Raw genomic sequence first — 17,679 nt, 5'->3', positions numbered from 1 at the left:
AGGATTACGGAGTGGCCGTCTCTTGTCACATGGATCTCACCCGCACCACAGCATGGGCTAGATCACCCGCACACCATCTCCCTGGACGTGAACCGAGGATTCAGGGCGGGTCACCAGTACAGGCGCTGCCACAGCGCGATCCACTGGTCTGGGTGAACGTATCCGACGACGGCGTCACGAGACACGCCGGCCGCCGCCAGAGCGGCGTCCACTCCTCGGTGACGCATCCTCAGCGAGGCGCGCACCGAGCCGCCGAGCCCGGTGAAGCCCAGCTCGACCAGTTCTTGGTAGGTGCGGCGGCCGCGCACCAACGGTTCGGGCCTACGCTCGATCCGCAGGATCGCCGAGTCGACCGACGGTACCGGCCGGAAGGACCTCCGGTTCACCGTGGGGCCGAGCCGCCAGTGGAACCATGGCCACGACCGCACGGTCACGCGGCTCCAGCGGCCGTAGCCGCCCGCACGTTTGCGGGCGTACTCGCGCTGGGTGAGCAGCGTGGCCGAGGTCAGGGACGGCGCCCTCAAGCACCAGTTCACGATCTTCGACGTCGCCGAGTACGGTATGTTCCCCACGACCGCGAACGGCCGTCCCGGCACCGGCGCGGTGGTGAAGTCGCCGTGCACCACCTCGACGCGGGGATCATCGCGTGTGCCTGCGGCCAGCCGCCGGGCCAGGCGTGGATCGATCTCGTAGCCGATCACTTGGGCGCCCGCCCCGGCCAGTGCTAGGGTCAGCGCTCCAGCGCCCGCCCCAGGCTCCAGCACCAGCCCTGCCGGGTCTGCTGCCCTGATCACGAGATCGATGGCCCGGCGGTCGGCCAGGAAGTTCTGTGAAAGCGTGCGCCGCGCCCGGTCCGCGGTGGTGCGGGCGCCGCCGGCCCTGCTCGTGGTCCGGGAGGATGGCCGGTCATCGAAGGCGTGATCGCGCGTCACCGTGCCGCCCTGCCGGGGTGTTCCGTCCCGAGCGCCCCGGCAGGCGTGCTCTGCTGGTCCTGTGGGCGGGTCATCCGGGCGCTCTGCGGCTGAGGTGCTCCCAGGCGCGGTACTTCGCGACCCGGTCCTGGAGGTCCTGGAGGACCATGTCGTAGGACGCGGCGCCGACGATGAGACGCCGCGGCGGCTCCGGCAGGTCCACCAGCTCCATGATCACCGGAGCGGCGGTCTCCGGGGCGGGACCGGCCTCATCGCCCCACATCTCGATCAGCTTGTCGCGCAGTTCCTTATAGTGCGGGGCGGATGCGGTCATCGTGGTGCCCGTGGTGAACAGGCCCGTGTCGTAGCCGCCCATCTGCACGATGGTCAGCTTGATGCCGAACTGCTCGACCTCTCCCGCCACGGCCTCGGAGACCGAGTCGAGCGCCGACTTGCCGGCCGCGTACAGGCCGACCATGGGGAAGCCGCCGCCGGTGCCCATCGTGGTGACTTGCAGAATGCGGCCGGAGCCCTGGGAGCGCAGGTGAGGGAGCACGGCCTGGGTGACCCAGATCGCGCCGAACAGGTTGACGTCGAAGTGGGATCTGATCTGCTCTTCCGTCGCCTCCTCCAGCATGCCCAGGAGCATGACGCCGGCGTTGTTGACCACGATGTCGAGCTTGCCGAAGGCCGCTGCCGCCCGCTCCACGCCCGCGAACACCGCCGCGCGGTCGGTGACGTCGAGCGGCAGCGGTACCAGATCGCCGGGATGGCGCCGGGCCAGATCGGCGAGCGGCTCGACGTTGCGCGCGGCCCCGACCACCCGGTCGCCCGCTTGCAGCGCCGCCTCCGTGAACGCCCGGCCCAGTCCTCGTGACGCGCCCGTGATGAACCACACCCGGGTCATGGGCTCCACCTCCTCCTGCTCGGGTCCAGCGCTTACGAGACAAGACGGTACGTCTCGCCTCGCCAAAACGTCAAGACGGTACGTCTCGTCTTGCAAGGGTGTTATGATTCGGCACATGGCCAAGCAGCCCAACCCCGCCCGCCGCAGTCAGCGCTCCCGGCAGGCCATCCTGGCCGCCGCCCGCGAGCTGGTCTCCGAGATGGGATACGTCAAGCTGACCATCGAGGCCATCGCGGCCCGGGCCGGCGTGGGCAAGCAGACGATCTACCGCTGGTGGCCCTCCAAGGGCGCGGTGGTCCTGGACGCCTTTCTGGCGCTCAGCGAGAGCGGGCCGGAGCAGGACATGGCGCTGCCCGACACCGGCGATCTGAAGGCCGACCTCAGGGTGGTAATGCGGGCGACGGTGGCCGAGTTCGCCGATCCGGCGTTCGAGGGGCCGATCCGCGCGCTCAACACCGAGATCATCAACGATCCGGCACTCGCCGCCCAATACCGCGAGAAACTGGCCGGGCCGGTCGACGAGGCCAAGAAGGCCCGGCTGCGCAGCGCCCAGCGAGCCGGCCAACTCGCCCCTGACGCCGACCTCGACCTGGCTCTGGAGCTGCTGTACGGCCCCCTCTATCAGCGCTGGCTGCTCCGCTCGGGCCCGCTCACCCCGCAGTACGCCGACGCCCTCGTCGACGCCTTCCTCAAAGCCATGCGACCGGGCATCGGCGGTTCTGCCCACTGATCAATGTGGCCCGCCTTGAGGTCACGGCCACCGAATCGACCATCCGCCGGTGCGGCACCTCCACCGGCAGCGGCATCACCCTCAGCCCCACTCCGAGGAGCGCCGGCCTTCGGCACCTCCAGCAGCATCTCCAGCGTCACCCGCTGCCGCGGCGACAGCACCCGCGCAGCGTGTCACAGAGACGGTCGGTGGCCTCATCCCGCACTCGGGGACCAGCCGGGCCAGCGTGGTCACACCCGGGGGCAGCACCTTGTTGGTGCGCAGCCACGTCACCCCGTCATAGAAGATGGTCTTCTTGCCGTCGCCGATGTTCCATGCCCGCGCGCTCGCCCACACGATGAAATCCGCCTCCGCCTGGGAGAACTCCTTCAGCGCGTACGCCTTGCGGATCGCGGCCTGGTGCTCGAACGGCGTGCTGCGCCGCTCGGTGTACTGGCTGATCTGCGGGACATCCTCGATCCCGAGTTGCTCGCCGAGGTACACCAGCACCTTGTCGGGCACGTCCAGCGGGTCGGGCAGAAAGCGCCCGACGTAGCGGGCTGTCGTCAGCTGGAGGGGGAAGCCGAGGCGGGCGTGTGTCCCACGCCGTTCGGCGATCAGCGTTCGATCCGCGTCGTCCAGGTAGAAGAACCGCTCCAGCTCCGCCTGCGCCGGAGCACCCGAGAAGCGGCCGCCTCATCATCCCTCAAGAACTCAACCGACATAGACGCCGAAGGTAGGGCAAGCCGGGCAAGCAGGACGAGCGGAAGATCAAGTAGTTAGCTGGGGACCCGCTAACGGGACTTTTCGTTCACATGCTCGTCGTCAGCAGGCCGGTGGTGTCGGTGATGATGAATCGCTTACGGCCGTTGACCTTCTTGTTCGCGTCATAGCCGCGGCTGTCACGCCCGACGGTGTCGGCGCCCTTGACGCTCTGGGAGTCGATGACGCCCGCGGACGGCTCGTCGTCGCGGCCGTCCTGGCGGCGGGCCTTGATGCGCAGCTCGCGTAGCGGGGTCTCGGTCACGCCGGCCTGCTCCCACTGCTGGACGTCCCAGTACACGGTCTGCCAGGGCGGCAGGTCGGTGGGCAGGTAGCGCCATGGGCAGCCGGACCGGACCACGTACCGGATGGCGTTGACGATCTTCCTGCGTGGGTGCTTCTCCGGTCGCCCGCCGGTGTTCGGCTCGGGAAGTAAGGGCGCGACGAGTTCCCATTGGGTGTCGGTCAGGTCTGTGGGGTAGCGCTGCGGGAGCACCTGGACACCTTGACCGCTCGCGAGCTGGTCGTCACGCTGCCATACCGTACATGAACGATCTTCTCAGACACGCTCTGAGCCACGGGCACCCGGCCCCGCAACAGACCGGCGAGACTCCCGGCGATCTCCTTGAAGGTCGGCGCGTGACGGACGCCGGCGGCGGTGAGGCCGCGGATGCGCTGCGGTCCCAGGTCGCGTTCGGGGTTGACCAGGGTGCTCCATTCGCCGGTGACGAGTCCGCGCGGGTCGAGCAGCACGACGCCGACCTCGACGATCCGGTCGTGCCACGACGGGCGCAGGCCCGTGGTCTCCACGTCGATGACGGCGTATCCGGTTGGGCCGCTGGTCATTTCCCTCACCCCTTCGTCCATCAGGACGACGCGTCCTGATGCCTGGGGGGTTGGAGTTCGGGCACGGATTGTGACTACCTTGTGATGATCAGCAACCGCTCCTTGGCCATGCCTTTACATCGTAGATCACCATTGGGGCGCTCCCGGACCGCGAGCTTCGACAGCTCGCCGCCAGGCGTCCCCGTGTGGAAAGTTTCACGAACACCGCCCAGCGGACGACGGTGATGACGCGGGTACGACCGCCACATCGCATGGCGTCACATGGCCTGCGACCAGCCTGTTGATCCGCGGGGCGATATCGCCGCCCTTTTACGGGCCGTACGGAACCGCGATTCACCGCTTGTTTCGGAGCTCGGCCCCTTGTATGGGTCTGTCCAGTTCGTACCCATTGTGTGATCCTCCCCTCGACACCCGACCGGCCTCACCGACGTGCGCGTCCGCCTCGCCCCGATCAGGGCGGCGCCCCTGGCGGACGGCGAGGCCGGCGGCTCTGGCGAATCTCCACAGTCAACGGCGCGAAGAAAGGGACTCCATGATCGCTGGCAACCTGATCCGCCGGGCACTGACGGCCGGCGTGATGCTGGCCACCACCGCCGCGATGGTCGTGACCATGCAGCAGCCCGCCGCCGCCTCAACCCTGACGCTCAACGCCACGGTGGACTGCCTCAACGTCAACTACTCCGGCGACACCCGCGACTGGTACGCCTCGTACGTCTCGGTCGCCTCCGCGCCTCCTTCGTACGGCGTGACGATGCCCCTCAGCTCGATGGTCGCGAACCCGGCGAACCACACGTGGTCGTTCACGATCAGCCTGCCCGGCGGCAGCACCTCGGTGAGCGTGTCGGCCATCTGCAGCGGCGGTCACCAATATGACCAGGTCGGCTGGACCAACGGACCGGCGATCAGCATTCCCTCCTCGGCCACGACCCTGACCGCCACCTGGGGCTGCTCCACCCAGCAGGTCTACCCCGGGCCCTATATCACCGGCTGCGGCGCGCAGTCCTACTCCTACAGCTGAGGCTCCTGCTTCCCAGAAGGCCGTCCGCTTTCACCGCGGGTGGCCTTCTCACATGCGGGCACGGATACCGTGTCCTCACCAGCGCGCCAGTGCTGTCAGCAGCGGTGAGGAAGAACGGGTGCGGCCCAGCCCTCACTGAGACGTTCGCCGAGGGCTGGGCCGTTATCCGGTCGCGAGGTCACGCGCCGGTGCAGGTGTATCCGGATGGCAGGGCCGTGTCGCCGTTGGGGCGGCTGACCTGGAAGCCGAAGCTGGTGGTGGCTCCGGGGGCCAGCGTGCCGTTGTAGCTCACGTTCTTGGCCGTGACGGTCTGCCCGCTGGTGGTGACGGTGGCGTTCCACGAGCCGGTCAGCGTGTGCCCGGCCGGGAGCGTGAAGGTGACCGTCCAATTGGTGGTCGTCGAGGTACTGGTATTGGTGATGGTCAGCGGCTGGATCACATAGCCGGTGCCCCACTGGGTCTGCACGGTCGGCGTCGCCGAGCAGGTTTCGGTGGTGGTGCCGCGGGTGGTGACCTGGACGGTGCCGGACACCGGCGAGAGGTTGCCGGCGGCGTCCCGCGCGCGGACCTGGTAACGGTAGGTGGTGCTCGGGGTCAGGCCCGTGTCGCTGTACGAGGTCGTGGCCGAGGTGCCGACCTGGGCGAAGGTGCCGCCAGTGGCCCCGGGTGCGCGCAGGACGTCATAGCCGGTGACCCCCACGTTGTCAGTGGAAGCGGCCCAGGACAGATTGGTGCCGCTAGCGGTGGTGCCGGAGGCCGCCAGCCCGCCCGGGGCGGTGGGTGGCGTGGTGTCGCCTCCGGTGGAGGTCGTGGTGAACGCGACCGTCGCGGAGTTGCCCGACAGGTTGCCCGCACCGTCGCGTGCTCGTACGTAGACCTGGTATTCGGTGTCGGCGGTCAGCCCGGTCAGGGTGATCGAGTTGGTGATGGACTGGCCGAGCTGCGGGTCGGTGGCGCCCTGCTCCCGGTAGACGTTGTAACCCGCCAGGCCGGAGCCGCCCTGGTCGGTGGATGCCGTCCAGGTCAGCGTGGCGCTGGTGGCGGTCACGTTGGACGCGACCGGGGTGCCTGGCGTGGTCGGCGGAGTGGTGTCGTTCGTGCTCTGGAACTGGTTGAAGAAGTTCCACACCACTGCCTTGGTCCAGGTACGTGCGCCGTCGTCAGCGGTGGACCCGTCCACTGGACCAGGGGTGTGCCCCCCGTCGAACGCCGCCCACACGACCGGGTATCCGGATCGGCATCCCGAGTAGGCGGTGACGACGTGCGTCAGGCTGCCCTGTGCCGGCTCGGGCGGATTTTGGGGAGTGCACCCGTTGTTCCTGACGAACGTGTCGCGCAGCGACCGGCCCTGCGAGATGTTGAGCACGTTGTCCCTGAGGCCGTGGAGCCCGATGTAGGCGATGGGCTGGGTGCCGCCGCTGCATCCGCTGAGCTGTGCGCCGGCGTAGACCGCGACCGCGCGGAAGACCGTCGCTCGGGCGCAGGCCAGGGCGTAGCTCATGCCGCCGCCGTAGCTGAAGCCTCCGGCGAACCGCTGCGTGGTGTCGACGCACAGGTCTGCTTCGATCAATCTGATCATGTCGTCGACGAAGGCCAGGTCTTGCCCGCCGGAATTGGCCCAGCCGTTGTTCAGTCCCTGGGGGGCGACGAAGATCGCAGTGTTGTTCGCCAGTTGCCTGAGCCCGTAGTAAGACCAGGTGAATCCGCTGCTCCCGCCCGAGTCGACGTCGTTGGCGGTGCCGCCCAGCCAATGGAACCCGAAGATCAACCGGTAGGGGTTGGTGTTGTTGTAGTTGTCGGGAATCCTCAGGATGAAGGAGCGAGTCTGGCCGCCGCTCTGGATCGTATGCGTGCCACTTCTGAGTGTTGGAGTCTTGCCGCATCCTGGCGTCGTGGCGGCGGCGCTCGCCGCACGGGACGTGGTTTCGCTGCTGCCCAGCGCCGTACCACCCGTGGCCACCGCGAGAAGCACCGCCGCGATGACAGCGGCGAGGACGGATTTACGCCGTATCATCACTCACCTGCCTGTGGCACCGCCGGAAGGGACGGTGCCAGGGCGTCAGTTAGCGTTAACATGAGCTGAATCAGTCCTCTCATCCGTGCGGAACTGGCGTAATGGGAGGGCACGGCGGAAGAACCGCGTCATCGTTCACATCGCTTTGCCGCGCCCGTTCCTGCCGATGGTGGTGGTGCGACGGAGCAAATACGAGGCATGCGGGTCCCGTCAAGGCGCGGTTCGCTCCTCTGAGGTGACGGGCGGCGCTCCCATGCCGTTTTGCTGGCACGTATCACGTCGTTCAGTTTGAAAACATAGTGAAAATTTCAGGGCAAGGCTCCCAGGAAGCCGTGAGGCCGAATTCAACCCTTCCCTGCCTTTGACCGCGCTGCTTCCAAAGCCCTGAACGAGAAAGCGGTCTCGGCTCGTCGGCCCTCGGCTACGACGCGACGCAGGCGGAGCCGATAGGCGCTCGCCACCGCGTGTGCGGTGGATCATATGTCGGGGATCGCGTCACTTTCGCAGCCTCACGCCTTCTCAAGGGTTATGGGAACACGTTCCGCTGACAGGACCGCATCTCTCGCTCGCGGGCGCGATCGCTGCTTGTCCCGCCGACGTATGCGCCTAGCGGACGACACGCTGTCATGATGTCGGGAAAGGTAACCGCCGGGCTCCGCGCCGGAAGCTCCCCGGCGCCCTCGTCCGGCGAGACCGCGCTCGGCCTGCCCGCGACTTCCTCATCGCCCCCGACGGGGTCGTCCTGGCGGTCAAGTACGGCAAGCGCGCGAGCGACCAGTGGTCCGTCGACGAGCTGCTGCGCCTTGCCGCGGAGCGGGCGTGATGGCGCTGAAACCCTTCCGCTTCGGTGTGGCGCTGAGCGCCGCCGCCGATCGCCGCGACTGGATCGAACAGTGCCGCACGGCCGAGAGTGTCGGCTTCGACACGATCTCGGTCATCGACCACCTGGGCCGGCCCGCACCGTTCCCGGCACTCATGCTGGCCGCCGAGCACACCACGCGACCGCGTCTCGGCACCTACGTGCTGGACGCCGGCTACTACCACCCCTGAACGGCTCGCCGAGCTCGGCATGCCTTACCCCACCGGCGCCGAGCGCGCCGGCATCCTCGAACACACGGTGAAGAAGCTGCGCCGCCTGCAGCCGCTACGGCAAGGTCGGATTACCCGCCTTCGCCGGCGCGCCCATGATCGCCGAACGCGTCGCCTTCGTACGGGCCGCGCTCAGCTTCCGCCAGGCACAAGTGGAGCTGAACAACGAGATCCCGGCGATCACTGTTACGAACGAGCGACAGGCGGCGATGTCCAAGCTCCAGCACTTCGCGCCGGACGTCCCGCACGACGAACTGGGCGACGTCCACGCCTTTCTCGTCGGTACGGCGAAGCAGATCGCCGACAAGCTCCGGCAGAAACGCGAGCGCTACGGGTTCAGCTACGTCACGGTTCTCCAGGGAGGGGTGGGAGACGGCATGCGTGCCATGGAGCCCGTTATCGAACTGCTCCGCTGACCTGCTCGAATCTCGGCTGCCGAGCTCAACGCCCTGGCGCGGTGTGTGCTCCTGCTCCAACTACCAACACGGCTACTTCACCCCGCCTACCTCGTCTACCGCCCTCCTGAGCGGCCACCGGGCATCAGCACGCCCTCCACGAGACCGATCCCCGCCGGCTGCCCACGCCAGCGGGTGGAAGATCTGCCGAGGGGGGACCCCATCGCCGACACGTACTTCATGTCCGTCCCGCCTTCAACAGCTGGCCAAGATCGGCGCCGACGCGGCGGGCGGCGTCACCAGAGCGGGCTTCACCTCAGCGGACCTGGCCGGACGCGAGCAGGCGAAGTGATCGGGCGAGCGTGCCCGCTCCCCGGTACGTCTCGTTGACCCCGCCCTGCCCGGGCTGAACCGCACGGCCGCGACCGGTCCGCGACGTCTGTCAGTGTCCCGCGCCCGCGCGGGTGTGGCGCCGGGCGAAGACGATCCAGGCCGCGACGGCGGCCAGCGCCGCGAGGACGATGACGCCTATCTTGAGGGGAGTTCCCGTCGCGCCGTCGTCATCCCCGGCGGTCGTCGCCGCGGCGGCCCCGTTCCGCGCGGGCGCCGTCGCCTGGCTCGTCTGGTCCGATGCGGGAAGGGCCTCGACAGCGGGCGCGGCGGCGACCACGCCCGCCTTCACCCGCACCGTCTTCTTCGCCTTGGACGGTTCGGTCGCGGTCACGGTGACCCGCCACTCCCCGCTCGGCAGCGGCTCGGCGGAGTGGTAGAGGTTCTGGCCCTCCGGCGCCGACCTGAGCGGCACCGGCCCGAAGGACCGGCCGTCGGCCGAGGTCGCCTTCAGCGTCGCCGCGACGATCTCCGTGACGGGATGGCCGTCCTTCTTGTATGTCACCAGCACGTTGACGTTGTCGGCGCCGTCTCCTGTCACCTCCAGCTTGATCGGCCCGCCGTGGGCCGCGGCTGCCGGTGCGCCGAGCACCAGCGCGAGCCCGGCCAGCAGGACGGTGAGGACGTATGCCGGTGCCTTTTTCACGGTTGGTGGCTCCCCTCGGGTTCGGTGTCGGGGGTGAGCGCCCCTTCGCCGGGTGATGTGGGCAGGAACACGTGCTGGTGGCCGTAGCCGGCGTCGATGTTCACGGCGTCGAGGGCGGTGGCCCCGATCGACCAGGTGAAGAGCGCGCCGGCGCGTTGCCGTGCGGCCAGGTCGAGGGCGGCGGCGCGAGCCGGTCCTGTGAGGTCCCGCGCCATCGTGTAGGTGTCGACGGTCGTGGCGAACTGCCGCACGGCGGAGGCGAGACTCGACCGCGCCACATTGGTGGCGGTCTCGCCGGACGGCGGGTCGGCGAAGCCCTGGACGGCCGCGGCGGCGGCCTGCCGCCACTTCTCGACGTCGGCGGCGGTCACCGCGACAGGTCCCGCGGGGCCGTCGCCGGGCAGGGCCAGGGCGAGCCCGTCGAGCACGGGGAGGAGCCGGGTCCGCGTGCCGCGGGCCAGCTCCGTCAGGGTCCTGATCTGTGTCCGGTCGCGCAGCGCGGACTCGGCGCGGAGGCGGTCGGCCGCCTGCTCGATCGAGCTCGGCCGGGTCACGCCGAACACCACGCCGCCGGCGACGAGCGCGCCGAGCGCGAACGCGAACGCGAGGGCGAGCACGCGGCCCCGCGTCGCGGGCCGGGCTGGGGCCGGTCGCCTGGGTCGGTTGATGGTGGCCACCTCCTGGGAGCGATTGCCGAGGGCGCTCACGCCTCCTGGGACGCTTCCTGGCGGGCGAGCATGATCAGCTTCTCGATGCGCCTGCGGCGCCTGGCGGCGTTCAGCCGGATGGCGAAGAAGGCGAGGACGAGGAGGGCGAGGGAGCCGAGCTGCGGCCAGGGCAGCGCCCACACCGTGGTGCCGACCGCCGCCCGCTGGGCGGCGACGCCGGGAAGCGGCTCGCCCGCGGGCGAGGGGACCGCCATGACGGTCGCGCCGATGGGTCCCAGCGGCCACGCGCCGGGCACCCGCGCGACGAACGTGCGGCTGCCGCCCGGCATGAGCTCCCTGGCCCTGGCCGCGGACGGGTCGTTCCAGCCGCTCTCCCCCGCGAGCGTGGACGTCAGCACGTGGTTGTCCGTGACCAGCCGGACGTTGCCTTCGTTGGCCACGGTGTAGGTCACCTCGACGGATCCTGCGGCGAACGGGTTCCACGAGCCGGCGTACTCGGCCCGCACGCCGGTCACGGCCACCTTGGCCACGTAGTCGCCGGTGACGCGGATGTTCAGGCGGACGCCCACCCGGTTCTGGACCCGTACCTGGCCGGAGACCGTCTCCAGGGACGCGGTCACGCCCGCGGGGTGGTCCCCCGGCGTCGCGTTCCGGGGGATCGACACCGTCACGGGAACGACGGACGTGGCCCCGGCGGCGATGGTCACCCTCTCGGGGACCGTGATCCAGGCACCGCCGTCGGTGGGCTCGGCGTCGGAGGGCCGCATGTCGAAATAGCCCTTGGAGGTCAGGTAGCCGTCGTTGGCGTCGATCGCGAAGTCCACCGGCTCGGTGGAGCGGTTGATGACCGCCACGTGCTCGACGACCTGCTGGCCGCCGGCGAGTTCGAGGTCGATGACGCTGCGGCCGTCGGGACCGTCGGCGCTGGCCGGCACGACCGACCAGGTGGTGTCGGCGCCGGACGGGGTGGCGAACGCCGCCATGGCGGCCAGCAGCGCGACGCCGAGAGCGGGGAGGACGGCGAGGCGGGCGAGGACGCCTCGCGGGCGGCTTGCGGTCAACAGAGGTCTCCAGTCTCGTCGTGGCCGTCCGGGGCCCGCGCCGGGCGGGCGCGGGCCCCGGACGGCCGGAGCGGACGATGGCGTCCTGTCTCCGGTTCAGGACCAGGTGAACGTTCGGGACCGGTTGCCGTTCAGGACTGGTTGAACAGGGAGAGCGTGAGGGTCGAGTGGTACTCGCCGGCGGTGACGTCGGCGGGGGTGCGCAGCGTGAGGTCGGCGTTGACCTGCCAGGTGCCGATCTCGTCGGCGGAGTTCGCCGTCGACACCAGCAGTTCCTGGCCCTGCAGACCGACGGCCGGCGCTCCCGAGCCGTCGGAGATGACACTGGAGACGGGCTCACCGGCCTCCACCGCCCCGGAGGAGGAGTCGGTCAGCAGGCGCGGCCGCCAGCCCAGGTACTGGGAGCCGATGGGCGGCGTGGAGCCGCTCGTCGCGGTGAACTCGCCGGCCTGGCCGACAACCGCCCAGAAGTCGCCGGCAGGGATCTCCTCGGGCCGGCGGGTGTCGTTCACCGTGACCGTCGGCAGGGTGCCGACGAACTGGCGGGCGGCGGCGTTGGAACCGTCCTCCTGAAGGGACACGCCGCCGTTGTCGGCGACGGTCATGGACACCTGGCCCGGAGTGGTGCCGGGCTCGATCGTCACCGTGACGTCGATGCCCTGCTCGGGGTCGTCGTCCGCCACCGCGGGACCAGCCATGCCGGCGCCCGCGAGCGCGACGCCGAGCACCGCCGCGGCGAGCAGTTGCGTGGTCCTGTTGATTCTCATGTCTTCGCTCCATCGCTGGGGGGCGGGGCCGGCCGGCCGATCGGCCGGCCGGCCCCGGTTCTGCTGGGGGCGGTGACCACGGTCGCGCGGACAGTGGTCACCGCCGGTGCGGTCAGCGGCAGCTGAGCGCCGGGTAGTCGGCGTCGTACGACGAGGTGACCTGCTCGCCGCCGATCGTCGCGACTCCCTTCACGGTCACCGTGCCGGCGTCGATCTGCCCGGCCCGGCTGTTGAAGGACTGGTACGCCTGCTTGCCCGGGGTCACGTCGGCCACGGTCTTCGAGCCGAACGGGGTGGTCAGCGTCACCGTCACCGGCACGTCGGAGCCGTTGACGGCCGTGACCGCCACGTACGCCGAGGTGCCGATGCAGCGGGACGAGGCGGAGACCGTCAGGTCGACCTGCGGCGTGGACGCCGAGATCGTCAGTGTCAGCGTCTTGGCCTCCTCGACGTTGCCCGCCTTGTCGGCCGAGCGGTAGCGCAGCTCGTGCTGCCCGTCGCCAGTCACGGTGACCGGTCCGGTGTAGGCGGTCCAGTCGCCGTCGTCGAGCTGGTACTCGGTCCTGTCGACCCCGCTGCCGCCGTCCTCGTCGGTGGCCTGCAGCGTGACCGACACCGGGCCGGTGAACGTGCCGCCCGCCGGCTCCTCCGGATCGGTCGTCGCCGTCGTCACCGGCGCGGTCTTGTCCTCGGCCGCCGCCTTGGTGAGGCGGAAGTAGTCGAACGTGACCTTCTTCGACGCCGACTGGTTGGTGCCGATCGTGTACACGCCGACCTTGGCGCCGGTGGCCACCGCGCTGTTCTGCACCGCGGCGGACAGTTCGGTCCAGGTCTCGCCGTCGGCGGAGTAGGACCCGGAGTAGGTGTCGCCCTCCTTCTTGAGCCGCAGCCACCAGATGCCGGTGGTGAGGTTGTTCACCTGTGGCTGCGGGCTCTGCACGGTGCCGCCGGCCTCGCTGCGCAGCTCGATGCTCCGCGCCGCTGTCGACCCGGCCGCGTTGGTGGTGAGGAAGTCGAGCTTCACGTAGTCGTCGTCGCCGGTGTACACCATGAGGCCGCCCTGCTGGTACTGCTCGTTGAGGGCCGAGGCGTCCACCTTGGTCTCCAGCGTCCAGTCGCCGCTCGGGGCCGGCTGCAGGATGAGGTTCTTCGGGCCGGTGTTGTCGGTCCCGTAGATGTCACCGGTCGTGGTGTCGAGCTCCAGCTTGCCGTCGCTCACGCGCATCGCCGTGGCGTCGGGGCGCACGATCGCGGTCCAGCGGCAGGCGTCGAGCGCGGTGCCGTCGAACTCGTCGTCCGGGTCCGGCCCGGTCGCACTGTCGTCCGGCGTGATGTGGAACCAGTCGAAGGACGCGTCCACCACCGGGTGGTCGGCCCCCGCCAGCGAGATCAGGCCGATCTTCGGGTCGGTGATCCCGGCGAGCGGCTTGGTCTGCGGCATCGCGGTGAACGTGGTGCCGTCGGCGGAGTAGTGGGCGGTGATGTTCGTTCCGTCGCTGATGAACCGCACGTACACCGTGTCGGGGTAGGCGTCCCCGAGAGTGGCCGTATTGCTCTGCGACACCTCGTTGGGGCTGCCGTTCTCCTCCCGGATGAACTGGAAGATGCGGTCGGCGTGGTTCGGACCCGAGGTGGAGCGCGCCTGCAGCACCATCTTGGCGTAGTTGTCGTCGTCGCCGTAGATGATCAGACCCGCCTGCTGGTACGCGTCCCGTGCGTCCAGCGTGAGCTTGGCGGTGGCGGTCCAGGCGCCCGACGGCGCCGGCTGCACCACGATGTTCGGCGTGTTGCCGCCCGCGCTGTAGATGTCGGTGGTCGAGGTCGGGATCACCAGTTTGCCGTCGGCGACCCTGAGGTCCTGGTTCTCCCTGATGACCGACCAGCGGTCCCGGTCGAGCTGGTCGCCCAGGAAGTCGTCGGAACGTCCGGTGAAGCACACCGCGGCCGGCGCGTCCACCTTGACCTGGACCTGCGCGGTGGCCGACGCGCCCTTGTCATCGGACACGGTCACCACGGCCGTGTAGGTGCCCGGCGCGGTGTAGGTGTGGCTCGCCTCGGCCGTGGTGGGCTCCGGCGCGCCGTTCACGCCGAAGTTCCACTTGTAGGTGATCGGGTCGCCTTCCGGGTCGGTGGCCGTCGCCTCGAAGTCGACCGTCAGCGGGGCGACGCCCGTCGCCGGCGTCGCCGTCGCGGTCACGATCGGACGCTGGTTGTCCGTGGCGCCCTTGCCGACGAAGTCCACCCAGTTGAAGTTCGCCAGGTAGGCGTCGTTCGCCGCGCTCGCCGGCTTACGCACGACGAAGTACAGCGGTCCGCTCTCCGCCGGCGCGCCGGTCACGTCGAGCGTGACGTCGGTGAACGTCTGCCAGCCGCCGGTGGGCGTCACCTCGGCCGAGCCGACCAGCGTGCCGGTCTCGGGGTCACCCGCCCTGACCTGGACGGTGCCGCCGGTGCCGCCCGAGGAGGCGCGTAACCGGAGCGCGGTGACGTTCGATAGGTTCACCGGGTCGAACGACCACCAGTCGCCGTCCTGGACGAACCCGATGTGCTGATTGCCGCCCTGCGGGTCGCTCGTGGTCTCGGCCTGGACACCCGCGGTGTCGGTGCCCACGCCGTCGGCCACCCGGCCGGTCTGCGTGAAGTGCTCGGCCTGCTTGCGCTTGGGCTGCAGGAGCGTCTCGCCCCGCCCGGTCAGGGGCTTCGCGCCGTTGGCCCCCTCGTCGGTGTAGCTGGCCTCGATCACGTAGAAGAGGTTGTCGTACTCGCCGTGGCCGGCCTGCTGGGTCTGCAGGGTGCCCTCACAGCCCGTGTGCTGGTCGAGCGGGTGGCCGTGGCTCTCGTGACCGAGGATCGCCTGGATCTGCACCTTGTCGCAGTCGATCGTGCCGTCCTCGGGGTCGGTGGCGGTCACCTTGAACTTCACCTGGTCACCGAACTCGAAGAAGGCGCCGTTCGGCGGGAGGTCCACCGTGACGGTGGGACGGGTGTTGCCCGCGCTGATCGCGACACTGGCGGTGGCGGTCTTGCCGCCGGGGGTCGTGACGGTCAGGACCACGTTGTAGTCGCCGCCCTCCTCGTAGGTGTAGGAGGGGTTGGGGTCAGTGGAGTCGGTGTCGCCGTCGCCGTCGAGGTCCCACGCGAATGTGAGCGGCTCGTCGTCCGGGTCCCGGCTGCCCTCGCTGGAGAACGTGACGGCCAGCGGCAGCGGCCCGTCCGTCTTGTCCGCCGTGGCACGGGCGATCGGCGGGCGGGTGCCCTTGATGTAATCGATCCGGTAGATGCCGGAGTCGGCGTTGTCGCCGCCGAAGCCGGAGCCCCACTCGATCATGTACAGCGCGCCGTCGGGGCCGAACTTCATGTCCATCGGCTTCTTGAACGACAGGGAGCCGAGGATGCGGTTCATCTCCACGAGCTCGGTGCCGCTCTCGTCGAGCTGGAACGACCACACCTGGTCGTTGTTCCACTCGCCGAACACGGCCTTGCCGTCCCAGTACGCCGGCCACTTCACGTCCGACTGCAGGTCCGGGTCGGCGCGGTAGACCGGGCCGCCCATCGGCGCGCCGCCCCTCAGCTCCGGGAAGTTCTGCGGGTCGGCCGCGTAGTGGTACCAGATCGTCGCGGGCACCATCGTGGGCAGGTCGGTGAGGCCGTCGTTGTTCGGGGAGTCGTTGACCGGCGCGGTGCAGTTGAACGGCGCCCCCGACTGCTGGGTGGCGAAGTCGTAGTCGATGTACGGAGTGTTGTCGCCGACGCAGTAGGGCCAGCCGTAGTTGCCCGGCTCGGAGACGATGTTCCACTCGACCGTGTTCTGCGGGCCCCGGGTGGCGCTCGCCGAGCCGGCGTCGGGGCCGTACTCGCCGAGCATGATGTGGCCCGTCTTCGGGTCGAGGCCGATGCGGAACGGATTGCGGAAGCCCATGCCGTAGATCTCCGGCTTGGTGTTCTCCGTGCCCGGCGGGAAGAGGTTGCCGGACGGGATGGTGTAGGTGCCGTCGGGCTCGGGGTGGATCCGCAGCAGCTTGCCGCTGAGGCTGTTGGTGTTGCCCGAGGTGCGCTGGGCGTCCCAGCTTGCGCGGCCGGACCGCTCGTCGATCGGCGTGTAGCCGTCGGAGGCGAACGGGTTGGTGTTGTCGCCCGTGCCCAGCCACAGATCGCCGGTCCGGGGGTCCATGACCATGCCGCCGCCGTGGTGGCAGCACTCGGCCCGCTGGACCGGGACGTCGAGGATCCGCGTCTCGCTCTCCAAGTCCAGGGTGTCGCCGGTGACGGTGAACCTGCTCAGCCGGTCGACGTTCGTCCCGGTGGGCGAGTAGAACAGGTACATCCAGTGGTTGGTGTCGAAGTCGGGGTCGAGCGTGAGCCCGAGCAGGCCGCTCTCGTTGGCGGTGAAGACGTCCAGCCGCGCCGCCGTCACCGTGCCGCCGGACGGCTTGATGATCTTGACATCGCCGAGCCGGTCGATGTAGAAGACCCGGCCGTCCTCGGCGACGTCCACCATCATCGGGTTCGAGGTGTTGTCGTCGAGCGTGACCTTCTCGAAGCTGCTGCTCTGCGAGGCCGAGCAGTCGGCCCTGACCGCGCCGGCGGCGGTCTGGATGCCGCCGAGGAGCAGCTTCAGGAAGTTGGGCTCGCTGTAGTTCTCCTTGAGGTGGCCGAGCCCGGTGTACCAGGAACGGCCGCCGTCGTAGTCGTGGCACCAGGTGTTCGGGTGGTCGGCGCCCATCGTGGCGCCGGTGTAGGACTTCTCGTCCATCGACGTCAGCACGTGTACCGTGCCGCGCGGGTTGGCCTGGTAGTCGTACCACTCGTCGGTACGGGTCCAGGTCGCCGGCAGGTCCTTCGTGGACGGGTGCGCCGGATCCTCGACCTTGACCGTGGCCTGCTGGATCGCCGGGTGCGACTTGAAGTACGCCCCGACCAGCTTGCCGTACCAGGCCCAGTCGTAGCCGCTGTCGGCGGCGGCGTGGACGCCGACGAAGCCACCGCCGTTCTGGATGTAGCGCTGGAAGGCGTCCTTCTGGTCCTGCGTGCCCAGCGGGTCACCGGTCGTGGACATGAAGACCACGGCCTGGTACTGGGCCAGGTTCTGGTCCGTGAACAGCGCGCTGTCCTCGGTGGTGTCGACCGCGAAGTCGTTCTCCTCGCCGAGTTTCTGCACGGCCGCGATGCCCTCGGGGATCGAGTCGTGCCGGAAGCCTGTCGTCTTCGAGAAGACGAGCACCTTGAACGCGGGCTCGGCCGCCGTGGCGGCCTCGGCGCTCACGGGCGCCGCGAGGAGGGTGACGAAGGGGGCGACGAGGGCCAAGGCCATCGTCGTCACGGTCCGGCGCCTCGGGCGTCGTCCGCGTGCTGGCAGGACCGCGTTGAGCAGCCTGGCCCACGTTCGATGACGTGGTGACATGGAAAACCCTTCCTGACCGGGGGGACGTCAGGCAAAGGCGCGCGCCGCCGCGCTGTTGCCACTTGGTGGGTAGCGGATGGTGCGGGGTGCTGGAG

Annotated in this window: 14 protein-coding genes and 1 pseudogene; 4 read left to right on the top strand and 11 right to left on the bottom strand. The window is 69.5% G+C overall.

Annotation, left to right across the window (positions count from 1 at the left end):
- Positions 1–110: 110 nt before the first annotated feature.
- Together erm and ACZ6YG_RS30520 are read right to left on the bottom strand one after the other, a co-directional pair.
- A complete protein-coding gene (gene erm, locus ACZ6YG_RS30525) occupies positions 111–821 on the bottom strand; it encodes a 23S ribosomal RNA methyltransferase Erm (RefSeq protein WP_466019917.1) in 711 nt (236 codons plus the stop codon).
- 181 nt (positions 822–1,002) lie between these two features.
- On the bottom strand, positions 1,003–1,818 hold the full coding sequence (locus tag ACZ6YG_RS30520) for an SDR family NAD(P)-dependent oxidoreductase (protein WP_466019910.1): 816 nt from the start codon (positions 1,816–1,818) through the stop codon (positions 1,003–1,005).
- Between the two features lie 115 nt (positions 1,819–1,933).
- On the opposite strand from ACZ6YG_RS30520, the gene ACZ6YG_RS30515 reads away from it, so the two are divergent.
- Complete coding sequence (locus ACZ6YG_RS30515; RefSeq protein ID WP_466019909.1) at positions 1,934–2,548, top strand: TetR/AcrR family transcriptional regulator; 615 nt, start codon at positions 1,934–1,936, stop codon at positions 2,546–2,548.
- 81 nt (positions 2,549–2,629) lie between these two features.
- Here ACZ6YG_RS30515 and ACZ6YG_RS30510 read toward each other — a convergent pair.
- The 3 genes and pseudogenes from ACZ6YG_RS30510 to ACZ6YG_RS30500 all read right to left on the bottom strand — a co-directional run.
- Positions 2,630–3,202, bottom strand: a pseudogene (locus tag ACZ6YG_RS30510) (DUF4158 domain-containing protein); the annotation flags it as partial.
- Between the two features lie 136 nt (positions 3,203–3,338).
- Positions 3,339–3,785, bottom strand: coding sequence for an IS5 family transposase (locus tag ACZ6YG_RS30505; protein ID WP_466019908.1), 447 nt, complete (start codon positions 3,783–3,785; stop codon positions 3,339–3,341).
- Positions 3,755–4,135: an exonuclease domain-containing protein gene (locus tag ACZ6YG_RS30500; RefSeq protein ID WP_466019907.1), complete on the bottom strand. Its 381-nt coding sequence runs from the start codon at positions 4,133–4,135 to the stop codon at positions 3,755–3,757. Before ACZ6YG_RS30500 ends, ACZ6YG_RS30505 begins: the two co-directional genes overlap by 31 nt.
- 532 nt (positions 4,136–4,667) lie before the next feature.
- On the opposite strand from ACZ6YG_RS30500, the gene ACZ6YG_RS30495 reads away from it, so the two are divergent.
- On the top strand, positions 4,668–5,153 hold the full coding sequence (locus ACZ6YG_RS30495; RefSeq protein ID WP_271277459.1) for a hypothetical protein: 486 nt from the start codon (positions 4,668–4,670) through the stop codon (positions 5,151–5,153).
- A gap of 178 nt (positions 5,154–5,331) precedes the next feature.
- Here the strand turns inward: ACZ6YG_RS30495 and ACZ6YG_RS30490 are convergent, their stop codons facing one another.
- Entirely contained in the window at positions 5,332–7,167 is a 1,836-nt protein-coding gene (locus tag ACZ6YG_RS30490; RefSeq protein WP_466019906.1) for a CE1 family esterase, read from the bottom strand.
- Positions 7,168–7,989: 822 nt separating this feature from the next.
- Between ACZ6YG_RS30490 and ACZ6YG_RS30485 the strand changes: the two genes are divergently transcribed.
- Positions 7,990–8,217, top strand: a complete 228-nt coding sequence (locus tag ACZ6YG_RS30485) for an LLM class flavin-dependent oxidoreductase (protein ID WP_466019905.1) — start codon at positions 7,990–7,992, stop codon at positions 8,215–8,217.
- A gap of 134 nt (positions 8,218–8,351) precedes the next feature.
- The gene (locus ACZ6YG_RS30480; RefSeq protein ID WP_466019904.1) at positions 8,352–8,672 is read left to right on the top strand and encodes a hypothetical protein; all 321 of its coding nucleotides are present in this window, start codon (positions 8,352–8,354) and stop codon (positions 8,670–8,672) included.
- A 421-nt stretch (positions 8,673–9,093) separates the two neighbouring features.
- On the opposite strand, the gene ACZ6YG_RS30475 is transcribed toward ACZ6YG_RS30480, so the two are convergent.
- The 5 genes from ACZ6YG_RS30475 to ACZ6YG_RS30455 all read right to left on the bottom strand — a co-directional run bounded on the left by ACZ6YG_RS30475 (position 9,094) and on the right by ACZ6YG_RS30455 (position 17,494).
- On the bottom strand, positions 9,094–9,687 hold the full coding sequence (locus ACZ6YG_RS30475) for a hypothetical protein (RefSeq protein WP_466019903.1): 594 nt from the start codon (positions 9,685–9,687) through the stop codon (positions 9,094–9,096).
- Positions 9,684–10,394: a hypothetical protein gene (locus ACZ6YG_RS30470; RefSeq protein ID WP_271277455.1), complete on the bottom strand. Its 711-nt coding sequence runs from the start codon at positions 10,392–10,394 to the stop codon at positions 9,684–9,686. Before ACZ6YG_RS30470 ends, ACZ6YG_RS30475 begins: the two co-directional genes overlap by 4 nt.
- Positions 10,391–11,416, bottom strand: coding sequence for a COG1470 family protein (locus ACZ6YG_RS30465; protein WP_466019902.1), 1,026 nt, complete (start codon positions 11,414–11,416; stop codon positions 10,391–10,393). The genes ACZ6YG_RS30470 and ACZ6YG_RS30465 overlap by 4 nt, the downstream gene beginning before the upstream one ends.
- Positions 11,417–11,547: 131 nt before the next feature.
- A complete protein-coding gene (locus tag ACZ6YG_RS30460; RefSeq protein ID WP_466019901.1) occupies positions 11,548–12,183 on the bottom strand; it encodes a hypothetical protein in 636 nt (211 codons plus the stop codon).
- Between the two features lie 112 nt (positions 12,184–12,295).
- Positions 12,296–17,494 carry a ThuA domain-containing protein gene (locus ACZ6YG_RS30455; RefSeq protein ID WP_466019900.1) on the bottom strand — a complete coding sequence of 1,733 codons (5,199 nt, stop codon included), beginning with the start codon at positions 17,492–17,494 and terminating at the stop codon, positions 12,296–12,298.
- Positions 17,495–17,679 lie beyond the last annotated feature (185 nt).

This window comes from Nonomuraea sp. NPDC054003, assembly GCF_055585125.1.
The sequence above is the reverse complement of the archived record's forward strand: the minus strand, read 5'-3'. Positions and strand labels throughout refer to the sequence as shown.

Coding starts and splice junctions, on each gene's coding strand:
- ACZ6YG_RS30490 (WP_466019906.1), bottom strand. CDS start 7,167: ATGATACGGCGTAAATCCGTCCTCGCCGCTGTCATCGCGGCGGTGCTT.
- ACZ6YG_RS30480 (WP_466019904.1), top strand. CDS start 8,352: ATGATCGCCGAACGCGTCGCCTTCGTACGGGCCGCGCTCAGCTTCCGC.
- ACZ6YG_RS30455 (WP_466019900.1), bottom strand. CDS start 17,494: ATGGCCTTGGCCCTCGTCGCCCCCTTCGTCACCCTCCTCGCGGCGCCC.
- ACZ6YG_RS30515 (WP_466019909.1), top strand. CDS start 1,934: ATGGCCAAGCAGCCCAACCCCGCCCGCCGCAGTCAGCGCTCCCGGCAG.
- ACZ6YG_RS30495 (WP_271277459.1), top strand. CDS start 4,668: ATGATCGCTGGCAACCTGATCCGCCGGGCACTGACGGCCGGCGTGATG.
- ACZ6YG_RS30460 (WP_466019901.1), bottom strand. CDS start 12,183: ATGAGAATCAACAGGACCACGCAACTGCTCGCCGCGGCGGTGCTCGGC.
- ACZ6YG_RS30500 (WP_466019907.1), bottom strand. CDS start 4,135: ATGACCAGCGGCCCAACCGGATACGCCGTCATCGACGTGGAGACCACG.
- ACZ6YG_RS30485 (WP_466019905.1), top strand. CDS start 7,990: ATGGCGCTGAAACCCTTCCGCTTCGGTGTGGCGCTGAGCGCCGCCGCC.
- ACZ6YG_RS30520 (WP_466019910.1), bottom strand. CDS start 1,818: ATGACCCGGGTGTGGTTCATCACGGGCGCGTCACGAGGACTGGGCCGG.